14 protein-coding genes and 1 pseudogene are annotated in these 13,719 nt (G+C 63.3%); 7 read left to right on the top strand and 8 right to left on the bottom strand.

What is annotated here, in order from left to right; translation table 11 throughout:
• Entirely contained in the window at nt 1-393 is a 393-nt protein-coding gene (locus tag GEM_RS22970) for a VOC family protein (RefSeq protein ID WP_014899796.1), read from the bottom strand.
• On the bottom strand, nt 390-1,340 hold the full coding sequence (locus tag GEM_RS22965) for a ketopantoate reductase family protein (protein WP_014899795.1): 951 nt from the start codon (nt 1,338-1,340) through the stop codon (nt 390-392). Before GEM_RS22965 ends, GEM_RS22970 begins: the two co-directional genes overlap by 4 nt.
• Before the next feature lie 132 nt (nt 1,341-1,472).
• Between GEM_RS22965 and GEM_RS22960 the strand changes: the two genes are divergently transcribed.
• The 6 genes and pseudogenes from GEM_RS22960 to GEM_RS30430 form a co-directional block, all read left to right on the top strand.
• Nucleotides 1,473-2,405, top strand: coding sequence for a LysR family transcriptional regulator (locus GEM_RS22960; RefSeq protein ID WP_014899794.1), 933 nt, complete (start codon nt 1,473-1,475; stop codon nt 2,403-2,405).
• 249 nt (nt 2,406-2,654) lie between these two features.
• Entirely contained in the window at nt 2,655-2,816 is a 162-nt protein-coding gene (locus GEM_RS32455; protein ID WP_334311443.1) for an ATP-binding protein, read from the top strand.
• 170 nt (nt 2,817-2,986) lie between these two features.
• Entirely contained in the window at nt 2,987-4,009 is a 1,023-nt protein-coding gene (locus GEM_RS22955) for an aldo/keto reductase (RefSeq protein WP_014899793.1), read from the top strand.
• A gap of 388 nt (nt 4,010-4,397) precedes the next feature.
• On the top strand, nt 4,398-5,192 hold the full coding sequence (locus GEM_RS22950) for an SDR family NAD(P)-dependent oxidoreductase (RefSeq protein ID WP_014899792.1): 795 nt from the start codon (nt 4,398-4,400) through the stop codon (nt 5,190-5,192).
• A gap of 100 nt (nt 5,193-5,292) precedes the next feature.
• A complete protein-coding gene (locus GEM_RS22945; protein WP_014899791.1) occupies nt 5,293-6,726 on the top strand; it encodes a PLP-dependent aminotransferase family protein in 1,434 nt (477 codons plus the stop codon).
• Between the two features lie 96 nt (nt 6,727-6,822).
• Nucleotides 6,823-6,981 (top strand): annotated as a pseudogene (locus GEM_RS30430) (integrase core domain-containing protein); the annotation flags it as partial.
• Nucleotides 6,982-7,311: 330 nt separating this feature from the next.
• Here GEM_RS30430 and GEM_RS22940 read toward each other — a convergent pair.
• The 3 genes from GEM_RS22940 to GEM_RS22935 form a co-directional block, all read right to left on the bottom strand.
• Nucleotides 7,312-8,397, bottom strand: a complete 1,086-nt coding sequence (locus tag GEM_RS22940; protein ID WP_014899790.1) for a hypothetical protein — start codon at nt 8,395-8,397, stop codon at nt 7,312-7,314.
• 680 nt (nt 8,398-9,077) lie between these two features.
• Nucleotides 9,078-9,239: a hypothetical protein gene (locus GEM_RS30960; RefSeq protein ID WP_014899789.1), complete on the bottom strand. Its 162-nt coding sequence runs from the start codon at nt 9,237-9,239 to the stop codon at nt 9,078-9,080.
• Between the two features lie 60 nt (nt 9,240-9,299).
• A complete protein-coding gene (locus GEM_RS22935; protein ID WP_014899788.1) occupies nt 9,300-10,454 on the bottom strand; it encodes a DUF4382 domain-containing protein in 1,155 nt (384 codons plus the stop codon).
• 355 nt (nt 10,455-10,809) lie between these two features.
• Between GEM_RS22935 and GEM_RS30425 the strand changes: the two genes are divergently transcribed.
• On the top strand, nt 10,810-11,022 hold the full coding sequence (locus tag GEM_RS30425; protein ID WP_014899787.1) for a hypothetical protein: 213 nt from the start codon (nt 10,810-10,812) through the stop codon (nt 11,020-11,022).
• Between the two features lie 50 nt (nt 11,023-11,072).
• On the opposite strand, the gene GEM_RS22930 is transcribed toward GEM_RS30425, so the two are convergent.
• The 3 genes from GEM_RS22930 to GEM_RS22920 form a co-directional block, all read right to left on the bottom strand.
• Nucleotides 11,073-11,378, bottom strand: coding sequence for a hypothetical protein (locus GEM_RS22930; protein ID WP_014899786.1), 306 nt, complete (start codon nt 11,376-11,378; stop codon nt 11,073-11,075).
• A gap of 86 nt (nt 11,379-11,464) precedes the next feature.
• Nucleotides 11,465-11,887: an NUDIX hydrolase gene (locus tag GEM_RS22925; protein WP_014899785.1), complete on the bottom strand. Its 423-nt coding sequence runs from the start codon at nt 11,885-11,887 to the stop codon at nt 11,465-11,467.
• A 98-nt stretch (nt 11,888-11,985) separates the two neighbouring features.
• Nucleotides 11,986-13,374, bottom strand: a complete 1,389-nt coding sequence (locus tag GEM_RS22920) for a nucleobase:cation symporter-2 family protein (protein ID WP_014899784.1) — start codon at nt 13,372-13,374, stop codon at nt 11,986-11,988.
• Nucleotides 13,375-13,719 lie beyond the last annotated feature (345 nt).

The raw sequence follows: 13,719 nt of genomic DNA, 5'->3' as shown, positions 1-13,719 counted from the left end.
TCACGCCTCCGCGCGCGGATCGATGGCCAGCGCCTGCGCGACGCAAGAAGCCGGTCTGGCCTGGATCAGTTCGACGGCAAGCCCATCGGGCAGGCGAAGCCAGTTCCGCCCCTGCGGCATCTCCGTCACACCGAATCGTTGCGCCGCGGCCAGCGCGGCCTCCAGGTCTTCGCACATCACGCCGAGATGGGCGAGCCGGCCTTCCGGACCATCGTGTGCCGGCGCGTGGATGAACTGCAGGCCGCCGAGCGTCCAGTACTGCCGCGGCGCGTCGAGCGTGCCGTCCACTTCGCGCAGGGTCATGCCGAGCACGTCCTCGAAGAAGCGGATGTGCCAGCGGATGTCCTTGACCCAGATCGCAACGTGTTCGAGATAGGCTTTCGTGGCATTCATGCGGCGGCCTCCTGCCGTTGGCGATCGGCCATCGCGCGTTCCAGCCCCTTGATGCAGGCGACGAGCGTTGCATTGACCGGGGTCGGCACGCCGTAGCGCTGCCCCCAGCGCACGACCGAACCGTTGATGAAGTCGATTTCGGTGATCGAGCCCTTCTCGAGGCTTTGCAGCATCGACGTCTTGAAGCTCGCGGGTAGCCCCTCAGCGGCCAACGTCCATGCCTGTTCGGGATCGGTCATCGACAGCTTCACGCCCGCAGCCTGCGCCGCCGCGATCGCCTCGGTCACGGCCGCGAGCGACGTCGCCTTCAACAGCGGTTCCTCGTAAAGCTGCCCGTAAGTGAGGCCTGTAAGGCCGGTCAGTGCACCCGTCGCGACATTCACCAGCAGCTTGTCCCACATCGTGCCGACGATGTTGTCGCTGATCGTCGTGGCGAGGCCGGCGGCATCGAACGCGGAGGCGATCGCCTGCACGCGCGGTGTGATGCGGCCGTCGAGTTCGCCGATATAGGTGTACTTGCCGATCACGCCGGATTCGATATGACCCGCACCGCGCAGCACGCCACCGACGTAGGTCTTGCCCGCGAGGACGCGCTCGCGGCCGACGACGTCGATCAGGATGTCCTCGTGCCCGAGGCCGTTCTGCAGCGACAGCACGGCGGTATCCGGCCCCACCAGCGATTGGGCGCCGCGGATGGCCGCGTCGGTGTGGAACGACTTGACCAGCACGACCACCACGTCGGCCACGCCGACATCGGCAGCCTGAGTCGTCGCGTGGACGCGTACGTGGCGGGTGCCGCCCGCGTCGTCGACGCGCAGGCCGTCACGGCGCATCGCATCGACGTGTGCAGGCGAGCGGTCGATCAGCCAGGTCTCGTGGCCGCCTTGGGTAAGGGTGGCGCCGATCGCGCAGCCCAGTGCGCCAGCGCCCAGAATTGCTATTTTCAATGGCTTCTCCTTTGTCGACCAGAGTTGGCGCTTTGGCGCCTTACTCTGGTCCCATGCAAAGCTGACGTATGGCATCACGATAGGAGCCGCCGCTCATGCCGACAATGCAATGGATACAATGACGTCATTGCCATGGACAATAACGCCACGATGCCCGCCGACCTGCCCGACCTGAAGCTGCTTCAGCTTTTCGATCTCCTGTACGACGTGCGCAGCGTTACGCGCGTAGCCGAGCAACTGGGCCAGAGCCAGCCGACGGTCAGCATCTGGCTCGGGCACTTGCGGGAACATCTGCACGATCCGCTCTTCATCCGGACACCCGGCGGCATGGCGCCGACACCGCAAGCCGACGCGCTGATCGGGCCATGCCGGGAAATTCTCGAATCTCTGCGGCGCTTCACTGCGTGGGAGATCGCGTTCGATCCTGCGACGGCCCAGCGACGGTTTCGCATCTGCATGACCGACGCGAGCCACATCACGCTGCTTCCGCGGCTGCTGGCCCATGTCCGGGCGCAGGCGCCCGGCGTCCGGCTGGAAGCCGCACGGATCGACGGCAATACGGAGCGCGCGCTCGAATCCGGCGAAGCCGATCTCGCGATCGGCTATGTACCGTGGCTAGGCGGCGGCATTTATCAGCAGAAGCTGTACGACCAGGACTGGGTATGCCTGGCCAACCGGCATCACCCGAGGATTCGCGGTCGCCTCGGGGCGAAGCAGTATCGTTCCGAAGGACATGTCGCCATTACGGGCGGAACAGGGGCGCAACTTCTCGAACAGGCGCTGCGGCAGGCGCGCATCGAGCGAGACGTCGTGCTGGAGTTGCCGGGTTTTCTGGGATTGGGTGCGATCGTCCAGACGACCGACCTGATCACGACGCTACCCCGGCATATCGGCCAGACACTGGCTCAGGCGAGCGATCTGGCGGTTCATGCGTGTCCGATCCCGGTCGACGGGTTTGCGGTACGGCAGCATTGGCATGCGCGCTATCACCATGAGGCGGGCAACCGGTGGCTGCGCGGCGTCGTGATTCAACTGTTCGGTGCTTCGCATCCGTCCGCAGCGTAGGGGGTGCGATTATTCCGCGTTGCTTGGATCTGTCCGCGTTGGGCAGTACGCCGGGATCGAAGCCTGTGGCTAGCAGGTCGTTGAATTACTGTCCGGGCGGACGTATTTTCCCTTCCGTTGTTCGCGGCGATCACCGCGAAGCGTTCGATTTCGGCTCACTCGCCCGATTTCAATTCGAATGGATCAACGTTGGGGACCTCCCAGTGTCCATTCCGGCCCCTCAGGCGCTTTGCGGGCGCAACGCGGCCAATGATCTCAACCGCGTCAGGCTATAGGCCACCATCGACAGGGTCAGGACTGTCAATTTGCCGTTCTATCGTCGAAGCGCATTGCGGCACGCTTCACGTGCGGGTGAATGAACCGCGGGGTGCCGTGTTCCGTGTGGAGCTGCCATTGGCGGAAGCAGGCTGAACCGACGATCGGCAATGCTTGGGCTCGGCGTGGCAGCCCGAAACCTGGTTGGCGGGATACCGTGCACGTTAAGACCATTCAGGACGCAACTCAGATAAATTAAGTCTTGGACGGACTTGGTGGTGGACATCTAGACTTCATCGTACTCACTCAATGTATGGAGCTAAACGATGAGCATCAAGGATAAATTGCCTGCCGGTACGGTGTTGGGTTTCGGCGCAGCCCCGCTTGGCAACATGTTCCGCAACATTCCGGAAGAAGAAGCGCTGGCGACGGTCGAAGCCGCCTGGCAACGCGGCGTGCGTTATTTCGATACGGCGCCGTTCTATGGGGCCGGCCTCTCGGAAATTCGCGTCGGCGCCGCGCTCGCGAACCATCCGCGTGACGAATACGTGCTGAGCACGAAGGTCGGCCGCGTGATCCTCGACGAAGTCGAAGACGTGTCGGCACGCGATCTCGGTGAAAAGGGCGGCCTGTTCGAACACGGCCGGCCGAACCGCATCGTGAACGACTACACGGCCGACGCGACGATGCGCTCGATCGAGGACAGCCTGAAGCGCCTGCGCACCGATCGCCTCGACATCGTGTGGGTGCACGACATTGCCCAGGACTTCTACGGCGACGAATGGCTCGCGCAATTCGAAGTCGCGCGCAAGGGCGCGTTCCGCGTGCTGAGCAAGCTGCGCGAAGAGGGCGTGATCAAGGCGTGGGGCCTCGGCGTGAACCGCGTCGAACCGGTCGAACTCGTGCTCGACCTGTCCGAGCCGCAACCGGACGGCATGCTGCTGGCCGGCCGCTACTCGTTGCTCGATCACGAGCGCGCGCTGCAACGCGTGATGCCGGCGGCAGCCGCGCAGAACGTCGGGATCGTCGTCGGCGGCCCGTACAGCTCGGGCGTGCTGGCTGGTGGTACGCACTTCGAATACCAGAAGGCGTCGCCGGAAATCCTCGCGAAGGTCGAACGCATCAAGGCGATCACCGCGCGCTTCGGCATCAGTGTGAAGGCGGCTGCCCTGCAGTTCGTGCTGGCCAATCCGGCGGTCGAAGCCGTGATCCCGGGCGCAAGCCGTCCGGAGCGAATCGCGGAAGACCAGGCCGCGCTGAACGAGGTGATTCCGGCCGACTTCTGGCGCGAGATGCGTGAACAAGGTCTGGTTGCGGCAGACGCGCCGCTTCCGACCGCGAAGGTCTGACGCCTTGCATCTCCGGGGGTGAACCGGGAAGTGTCATGTTCGGGGGCAACTGCCCAGGCGATCGTCAGGCGCCAGTGGCATGGTTTGGTGACAAACACATCGCCCGAACATGACGTGACCGACCGGATGGAGTGTCAACCACGTTCCGTCCGGTCGGTCAGCTCGAGCCGGTGGTGATGCGTACTCTTGTATGAGTGTCAGCAAGAGCTCGGGCGTATACAGTCGTTGAAGTCGCTTTCGTTCGGTCAAACCGTGCGGTGCGCCTGGAAGGGCGGCGCGCAGGGCGGCTGACCGAGGTAAGAAAACGTCGAGTCAGGATGCAAATCAAGAGCGCGTCCGTTGGTCCGTCGCAGAAGCGACGCACGCTCGTTTTTATAGGAGTGGAAAAATGATTATCGATCTGTCCGGTAAAACTGCGGTTGTCAGCGGATCAGCAGGTGGCATCGGCCTGGCAATTGCGACCGGCTTGGCTGCCGCGGGCGCGGACACAATCATCAACGGGCGGACGCAAGAGGCCATTGATAGCGCCATCGCCAAGATTCGCGAGACGGTACCCAACGCGAAGCTGCGCGGGATCGCGGCCGATCTCAGCTCGCGCGTGGGCATCGACGCGTTCGTCAAGAGCGTTCCGAGCACGGATATTCTCGTGAACAACCTGGGTTTCTTCGGTCCGGGCGATCTGTTCAGCACCGAAGACGACGAGTGGGAGCGGTACTTCCAGACCAACGTCATGTCCGGTGTGCGGCTGACCCGTGCCTATCTGAAAGGTATGATGGATCGCAAGTGGGGACGTGTCGTGTTCCTGTCATCCGAGTCGGGCTTGAACATCCCGCCGGACATGCTGGCGTATGGTGTTTCGAAGACGGCGCAATTGGGCGTTGCTCGTGGCATTGCAAAGTTCGCGGCTGGCAGCGGCGTGACCGTCAATTCGGTATTGCCCGGGCCGACCATGTCGGATGGTGTGCGTGCAATGCTGGCTGAAACCGCGAAGAACGAAGGCAAGACGATCGAACAAGCGGCACATGATTTCGTCATGTCGACGCGTGGTTCATCGATTATCCAGCGCGCGGCATCCACGGAAGAAGTCGCCAATATGGTCGTCTATGCGTGCTCGATGCAGGCATCTGCAACGACGGGGGCGGCATTGCGCGTGGACGGCGGTATCGTGGACACCATTGCGTGACGTTGTTTGCTCGATTGACTAACGAAGCCCCAGGATCGAGCTCAAGAGGCCATGCCGGCCGCACGGATTGGCAATCGGTCGATACGCCAGCGGAGTACTCGTGACGGTGCTTTACGAGAAACTCGCGAACGATATCGAAAGATTGATTCGACGTGGTGTGTATGAACACGGCGACCGAATTCCATCAGTGCGGCAGGCAAGCCAACAGCATCGGATCAGCATCACGACCGTGCTGCATGCGTACCTGCTGCTCGAAAGCCGCGGGTTGCTGGAGAGCCGTCCGCAATCCGGTTACTTCGTGAACCTGCGTCACGAGGATGCCAAGCGGCAACTACCCGAACTTCATGCAACTAAACCGATCGCGATCTCGTCGTCGGTCGACATGAGCCGGCTCGTGCTGTCGACGCTGCGCTCGATCGGTACGGATGACGCAGTGCCACTCGGCTCGCCGTATCCGGACCCGAGCCTGTTTCCGTTTGAGAAGCTGAACCGCTACGCGTATGCGGCCGGCCGCGACAAGTCGATGTGGGGTGTGACCGACGGGCTGCCGCCGGGCCATCCGCGGCTGATTCGCCAGATTGCGCGGCGCTACCTGGAAAACGGGATGTCGGTCGATCCGAACGAGATCATCGTGACGGTCGGTGCGACGGAGGCGATCAACCTGTGCCTGCAAGCGGTCGCGAAACCGGGCGACACGATCGCGGTGGAGTCGCCCACGTTCTACGCGATGCTGCACGCGATCGAGCGGATGGGGATGAAGGCGATCGAAGTCGCGACGCATCCGGAATACGGGATCGACATCGCGGCGCTGGCGGCGATCGCGAAGTCGCAGCCGATCGCCGCGTGCATGGTGATGCCGAACTTCCAGAACCCGCTCGGCTTCCAGATGCCCGACGAGCGCAAGCGCGAACTGGTTGACTTCGCAACCAGGATCGACATGCCGATCATCGAAAACGGCGTGTACAACGAACTGTATTTTGGCGAGTCGCATCCGAGCACGCTGAAGTCTTATGACCGCAACGGGATCGTGCTGCATTGCGCGTCGTTCTCGAAGAGCCTGACGGCGGCTTACCGGATCGGCTGGGCGTTACCGGGCCGGTATCGCGATCAGGTCGAGAAGCTGAAATTCCTGAACACGCTTGCGACGCCATCGCTGCCGCAGCTTGCCATTGCCGAGTTTCTCGAGCGCGACGGTTACGGGCATCACCTGCGGCGCTTGCGCAAGGCGTATGCACAGCAGGCGAACCTGATGCGTGCGATGGTGTCGCGGTTTTTTCCGGAAGGTACGCGGATATCGAGCCCGGCGGGCGGCTACGTGATGTGGGTCGAGTTGCCGGCGCAGGTCGACGCGATGCGCCTGTACCAGCTCGCGCTGGAGCAGGGCATCACGATCGGGCCGGGCTATATGTTCTCGATCACGGACAACTACCGGAACTTCATCCGGCTGAATTTTAGTAGTCCGTGGTCGAATCGAGTTGAACAGGCGGTTGTCAATGTAGGCAGGCTTGCCACGATATGTGCGTGCGCCTCCTGATTGTGGGTTTCCAAGTATGTTCACTGAAAGAACGCCGGGCGTTGCGTGACGTAGCAGTTATTGATCGGCTTTAGGAATGTTGGACCGATTCGAAATGAGTCCTTCAACGGACGCTTTAGGGAGGAATGCCTCAACGCACATTGGTTCTTGTCGCTTGAGGACGCCAGACGCAAAATCGAAGTCGGGCGCGAGGACTATAACGAGGCGCGTCCTCACTCTGCGCTGCAATGGATGACGCCAGCGGAATTCGCCCGCCCGTGCACCGATCGGGCCGATTCGGCCCGCCTCGAAGAGCCGGAATTTTCCAACCGAGACTGGAACGGAAATTGGGCTAGCCTCACCGGTTTCTTGGCCACAGCGTTACGCGGGACAACCGTCGGGGAGGGTGAAGCGTCGATGGAATTCATGGTTGCATGACTCAACGGCCGGCTGCAACTTGTGCTCGAACACGAGCGCGAATTCTTGGCAAATGTTCAGTGGACCGAACATTTGCCAAGTTGGATCCGACTTGGCGCGCCATACGCACTCGCAATTCGGGCGGTTGACGATACAGGCAAGCCCGAAGAAAGCAGAACTGGAGCCAGTTCATTCCACCGCGAGTTGTGCCGCGACCCCTGCATGGTCCGACGGCCACAAGCCGCTCGCGGTCTTGCTCGCCTGACTCGTACCGAACAATGCGATCCTCTGCACATTGACGTTACCCAGAGTCAGTATCAAGTCCGACCGCACGTATAGCTGGGATACGGCGTTATTCACGAGTTGCGCCTGGCAGCACGTGAATCCAGGAACGAGGGGATAAGTCACCGACCAGGCGTCCTGATAGCCCGCGGCAATGAAATCCGTGTAGGTGCTGTCCTGTGGCAGTGGAGCGGCTTGCGCATTGGAGTCCATCGCCAGGATGACCGGCAGCTGTGTATTGGCCGGACCGGCACGCAATTCGCCGCCTTGAAGCTCACGAATATGCGGGTCCACCGATTCCAGATGTGTGCCAATGAAGCGGAAAGCCTTGTTGTTGAACTGGGCGTCCACGGAAACCCAGGCCCTCGGCAACGGTATGGTGCCGAGCGGCGTCGGGAAGGACGTATGGGCCACGAACGGCTTCGACTGCGGATTGGTCCATTGGAAACGCGACGGTTCCAGATCGGTTCGGGCGAGAATCGCGATCTGATTGGTGACCTGCACGCACAGGAACGTGGAAGGCAAGATCAGTCCCGGTGTCGGCGGAAACGCATACTGTGTTGCGTGCGCGGCGACGAGATAGTGACCTCCCTGAGCGGTCAGCGCATTGAGCAGTTCCTGCACCATGTCGAATTCCACCGTGGTCGGCCCGCACGTCAAGGTGGACGTATCGAGCGGGCCGGAAGACCACTGGTCCAGCTCCTGCAAGCTGACCAGCGCAGGGCCGGCCGCGATGATCTGCTTCGCCAGCGCCTGCATGCGTTCGGCGGGATGGGTTGCGCGCACCTGGGTGATCGTCTGTCCCACGGCGACGAGGAATTGCTGGGTTCCCGATGCCCGCGCCAATTCCAGGTAATCGGTGCCTTCGTCCACGTTGTAGGTCATCACCCGCAGATCGCCGCCTCCAAGCGAGAGCGCTTGTGCATATACGGCTACGGGGAAGCAGGCAATGAGCAGAAGCAGACCGGCGAGCCAACGGCGTAACGGTTTCATCGCAATTGTCCTTTCTTTCACCACACGTTCTTGATTTTTCCTGGTGTTTGCCGCTTGAGCCCGGAACGGTCAGCCTCGGCCAGGCGAGCTCGCGATTCGATTATCGACTCGGTACGGAGCAACATTCGTGCTGACGTCGACACGACAAGGGTTTCCCGGTCAGTGATCGCCGTGAGGAGGCGATTTCCAGGCGAATGTGTTGCACGGCTGAGACGGTGCCATCCGACGGCAAACGGGCAATAGGGCGGGTCGCCGAGCGTGAACTCAAACGAGTCCGCTTGTCGCAAGCTCGTCAACGAGCCGGACCGGACGGGAATGGGATGGCCGCGTCGAAAGCCGTCCGGTACGTTGGCCGAAGCGCGGCCAATTTCGGGCACACGTCGACGTGCGTGGCTGGAAGCTCGAGTATCGTCGGAAGACTCGATACCCGCGGGATGCTGCGAGCCGCTGCGCGGGGCGCCGGCACCGTCTACGCTGGACGTGAGACGTTGGAGCGTTCGGGCTGAGCTCGGAAGACTTTTGGTTTGAACATGTCAAACACGGAAGTTATTGAGTCCATTCGCCGGAGCCAATTGAGCTCCGCGACACTGAAGACGACGCACCTTTTACGCTTGGTCGTTCAGCCTGCGGTTTCTTCCGCCCGATCGATCTAAGGCCCGCGGTACGCGGGCCTCGTGCCATCAGCAATTGCCTTTCTTCGCCTGTCCGGGCGGGCAGAATCCGTTCCCCGGCCCCCCTTGCGGCGCGACGACGACCGGCGCACCGGGAACGTATGCGACGCACCCGCTGAACGCGCCGACCACGCTCGCCGCCGCGAGCAGTGCGATAACCCCTTTCTTCACTTCGTTCTCCTGTTATCGACGAAAGGGCCGCGCGGCCCTTTCGATGATGCTGCCGATGCGTCAGAACATGAAATTGATGTTCGACTGATTGGTCGTTGCGTTGACGTTCGTCGATTGCGTTGCGCCCGACGCCGCGTCCGCTTCGATCGAATATTGTGCCGCGGCGCCCGGCGAGGCAGCCAGCGCGACCGGCAGCGAGCCCGGGTAGGTGCCGACGATCGGCGCGGCGACGGGCACGGACAGCGCATAGGTGCCCGTATCCAGGTTCGCGTTGATCGACGTGATCTCGTAGGCGTTCGCATCGACGGTCTGCAGTGCGCGGACGAACGCGTTGGCGCTTGCCGTCACCGTGCCGCTGACCGTGCTCATCGTCGATGCCGGCAGCGTGATCGGCGCGGTCGAGGCCGATACCGCCGTGGTCGTGTTCACGACGACCGGAACCGAGCGCACGATGCCCGACGCGAAGCTGTTCTGCACGATCACGACGTCGTAGTTGCCTTGCGTCGAGCTCTGGATCAACGGCGACAGCACGAACTTCCCGGCACTGTCGGCAACCGTACCCCTGACGACCTTGCCGCCTTGTTCGGCGTACACGGTCGCGCCGGCTTCGGTCGATGCGACGTAGCCGGAGATCGCGCCGCTCACGACGGTCGGAATCGCGGTGACGACCGGCTTCAGCGCGTACGTACCGTTGCCGCGCTGGACGATCGACTTGCACGCGTTGAAGTCGAGCACGAGGTCGACGAGCGTGTTCGGTTGCACCGTGAAAGGCTGGATGATCTTGTAACCGCTTTGCGTCGCGCTCGGCGTCGCAAGCGCCTGTTCCGTGCCGCCCGTCGGGACGACCGAGTTCGCGAGGGTGTTGCCCTGGTTCTGCGCGAGAACGAGGCGGACCTGCTGATACTGGCCGGCCGGCAGCGCGGTCTGGCCGATATCGGCGAGCGCGCCGTTGGTCAGCGACAGCAGGTCGATCTTCTGCGGTGTCGCCAGCGTGATCGTCGACCAGCCGGTATCGTTATCGGACGCATTCGCATTTGTATTGACGCGAACCTGCGAGACGGTCACATAGACGTGATCGAGTCCGCATGAAGGCGCATCGGTCATCGCGACATGCAGCGTGCCGGTTTGCGGGCTGCCACCGTCGCCGCCGCCGCAACCGGTCAACACCAAAGGCACCATTGCCGCACACAGTGCGGCTTTCCAGAGCGGGTTCATCGTGTTGTCCCCCTTCGACGTTATTGTAGGTGGAGCGAAGAATAGTCCCGAAAAAGGGCCACGGTATGGACAGCTTTGAAACGAACGGTAACTTCTGCGTCGGAGCGTAAGCACTGCCGCCGGTCGATCGGGATTCGCGACGCCATGGTGATAATGCGGTTCGCGGCGACCGGATATCCGTATCGATCCGACCGGGTATGAAGCCCCGGACACGCGGCGATCGCGACCGGCAAGAACTTGATCGGTACAAGCACTGAATCCGCACCAATTATTTCCCCGCTATAGTCGAAGCACGAGCGGTAGATGCGGCGCCATGCGCCGACACCGCTCAGTAACAACTGTAGACGGGTGCTGTATGAAAAACATAATCGAAAGGACCACCGGACCGGTGTGGGGTGTGGCGGCAGGTTTGCTTCTGGCTGCCGCGGGAGTGAGTCTCGGCATCTTCCCGAAAGCGCTGAACAGCGCGGGAACCGCAAACGACTTCCTGGCATCCGGCGTCGCGATGCTGGGTATCTTCCTCGTCGTCTATTCCGCACACGAACTACGAAGAAAGCGCCTGCACTGAGCGCCGGCGCGCTGCTGATCCGCGAACCACGCTCCGGGCCGGCCGGCGGTTCAGGAACGCGCCCGCCCATCGGCGGAACCCGCATCGACCAATAGATCGTCGACGATGATTTCGCCGGCCGCACGGCCTGCGCGCAAGGCGTTGATGCTGTCGTCGAACAGGCGGCCGCCATCGTCGGCAAGGCGGACCGGCGCCAGCAGGCGCGGCGCGATGCCGGCCGCGCGAACCTGCACGATCGCGACGAACCCGAACCGCAGCGCCAGCGTGTCGGGCGGCGCGTGGTCGCGCGGCGCGTCGAGCCGGAATTCGCAGCGGACATCGATGGTGTATCCGCGGTAGGTGTACGCACTGTTCATCTGCAGCTCGCTCGAAAGGGAACGCGGCGACGGACCGTGGGCGCATCATATCGGCTCGGGCGAGCCGTTGGGGATGGGGTGTCTACCTACTTGTTGAGTTCGTGCCGGTACACGAGTTCGACGATGCGTTTCGTCGGAATGCTCGCGCGCAGCGCATCGATGCCGTCGATGCGAAACCACTTGCACTTCTCGATCTCGTTGTTCGCTTGCGGCGTCTGGTCCGGGCCGACTTCCGCGAAGAACACGTGGTGCACCTTCGCAAACCCGGTGAACTGCATCGAATAGACGAGATTCTGGCCGGTCATGCCGGTTTCCTCCCACAGCTCCCGATGCGCGGCTTCGAGCGGCGCTTCTCCGGACTTGATCGTGCCGCCGGGAAGCGCCCAGCGCGACGATGCGCGCGCGACGAGCAATACCTGTTCGTCGCGATAGCAGACGACGGTCGCCCGTTCCTTGATCGGAACGGCGGTGGCTTCCGGAGGGGGCGTGGTGACGGGGGCTTGTGGCATCAACCGATTCTAACGAGTGTCGGGCGCCCGGCCAAGTCGGGATCGTCGGGCGCGACACGGCCCGTCGATCGGGCCGCGTCGTCATGGAGTCCGTAGCGTTACTTCTGTTCCGGCAGGAACCAGTTCATCACGAGCGCGCAGATGCCGCCCGTAGCGACGCCCGATTCCAGCACGTTCTTCAGCGCATGCGGCAAGCTGTTCAGAATGTCCGGCACCTGCGACACGCCGAGGCCGAGCGCCAGCGACACCGCGATGATCAGCAGCGCGCGGCGATCGAGCTGGATGCCGGACAGGATGTTGATGCCCGATGCGGCCACAGCGCCGAACATCACCATCGCCGCGCCGCCGAGCACGGGTTCCGGCACGGCCTGCAGCGCGCCGGCGACGACCGGGAACAGGCCGAGCACCACCAGCATCCCCGCGATCCAGATGCCGACGTAGCGGCTCGCGACGCCGGTAATCTGGATCACGCCGTTGTTCTGCGCGAACACGGAGCTCGGGAACGTGTTGAACACGCCGGCCAGCAGCGAGTTCGCGCCGTTCACGAGCACGCCGCCCTTGATCCGTTGCATCCACACCGGCCCTTCGACCGGCTCCTTCGAGATCTTGCTGGTGGCGGTGACGTCGCCGATCGCTTCAAGCGACGTGACGAGGTAGATGATCAGCATCGGCACGAACAGCGACCACGAGAAGCCGATGCCGAAGTGCAGCGGCGTCGGCACCTGGAACAGCGCGGCCTGGTGCACGCCGGTGAAGTCGAGGCGGCCGAGCACCGCGGCCGCGACATAGCCGATCACGAGTGCGATGACCAGCGCGGTGCTGCGCACCCACACGATCGGCACGCGGTTCAGCAGGATGATGGTGCCGAGCACGAGGCATGACAGCGTCAGGTTCTGGGCGCTCGCGAACGTGCCGTTGGCCATCGCGCCGTAGCCGCCGCCCATGCTGATGAGGCCGACCTTGATCAGCGTGAGGCCGATCAGCAGCACGACGATACCGGTGACGAGCGGCGTGATCAGGCGCTTCACGAACGGCAGGATGCGCGACACGCCCATCTCGACGAACGAACCGGCGATCACGACGCCGAAGATCGCGGCCATCACGGTTTCGACGGGCGTGCCCTGCTTGACCATCAGGCTGCCGCCGGCGATCAGCGGGCCGACGAAGTTGAAGCTCGTGCCCTGCACGATCAGCAGGCCGGCGCCGAGCGGGCCGAAGCGCTTGCACTGCACGAAGGTGGCAATGCCGGAAATCACCAGCGACATCGACACGATAAGGGTCGTATCGCGGCTCGATACGCCGAGCGCCTGACAGATCAGCAGGCCGGGCGTGACGATCGGCACGATGATCGCCAGCAGGTGCTGCAGCGCGGCGACGAAAGCGACCATCGGCGCGGGCCGGTCATTGGGGCCGTAGACGAGGTCGCGCGACGAATCTGCGTCGTCGGCGCCGTGGGAGGCGGTTCGGGCGGGGGAGGCGGGTTGCATGGCGAGCGGGCCGGACTGGATGGAAAGTGCGGCATTTTAGCCGAAGGGCCCGCCGGCGCAGCCGTGGCGCGGTGCAATAGTCGGGATTCGGTCGGCGCGGAAAACAGTGCCGGATCTGCGCCGGCGCATGCGCGGACGTCACCACGCGGCGATCGGGCGCGCCGGCAGGCGGACCGGCATCCCGAAGCCGCGCAGCCCGAATGCTTGCACGAGCCCCGGCGAGAATCCGTTGCCGAGGCGCGCGGGAGACACGCGCGCAATCCGGTCGGCGCCGGCCGCGACGCGCATCGCAGCGGCCCGGCACGACGACAGGCACGGCATGCGCGGAGCGTTGGCGTCGCATGC

This window comes from Burkholderia cepacia GG4 (genome assembly GCF_000292915.1).
GTDB classification, from domain to species: domain Bacteria; phylum Pseudomonadota; class Gammaproteobacteria; order Burkholderiales; family Burkholderiaceae; genus Burkholderia; species Burkholderia cepacia_D.
This window is presented reverse-complemented; position numbering and strand designations above follow the sequence as displayed.

Excerpts from the sequence above, each read along its gene's own strand:
- GEM_RS22970 (WP_014899796.1), bottom strand. The coding sequence starts at position 393 with ATGAATGCCACGAAAGCCTATCTCGAACACGTTGCGATCTGGGTCAAG.
- GEM_RS22960 (WP_014899794.1), top strand. The coding sequence starts at position 1,473 with ATGGACAATAACGCCACGATGCCCGCCGACCTGCCCGACCTGAAGCTG.
- GEM_RS32455 (WP_334311443.1), top strand. The coding sequence starts at position 2,655 with ATGATCTCAACCGCGTCAGGCTATAGGCCACCATCGACAGGGTCAGGA.
- GEM_RS22955 (WP_014899793.1), top strand. The coding sequence starts at position 2,987 with ATGAGCATCAAGGATAAATTGCCTGCCGGTACGGTGTTGGGTTTCGGC.
- GEM_RS22950 (WP_014899792.1), top strand. The coding sequence starts at position 4,398 with ATGATTATCGATCTGTCCGGTAAAACTGCGGTTGTCAGCGGATCAGCA.
- GEM_RS22940 (WP_014899790.1), bottom strand. The coding sequence starts at position 8,397 with ATGAAACCGTTACGCCGTTGGCTCGCCGGTCTGCTTCTGCTCATTGCC.
- GEM_RS22935 (WP_014899788.1), bottom strand. The coding sequence starts at position 10,454 with ATGAACCCGCTCTGGAAAGCCGCACTGTGTGCGGCAATGGTGCCTTTG.
- GEM_RS30425 (WP_014899787.1), top strand. The coding sequence starts at position 10,810 with ATGAAAAACATAATCGAAAGGACCACCGGACCGGTGTGGGGTGTGGCG.
- GEM_RS22930 (WP_014899786.1), bottom strand. The coding sequence starts at position 11,378 with ATGAACAGTGCGTACACCTACCGCGGATACACCATCGATGTCCGCTGC.
- GEM_RS22925 (WP_014899785.1), bottom strand. The coding sequence starts at position 11,887 with ATGCCACAAGCCCCCGTCACCACGCCCCCTCCGGAAGCCACCGCCGTT.
- GEM_RS22920 (WP_014899784.1), bottom strand. The coding sequence starts at position 13,374 with ATGCAACCCGCCTCCCCCGCCCGAACCGCCTCCCACGGCGCCGACGAC.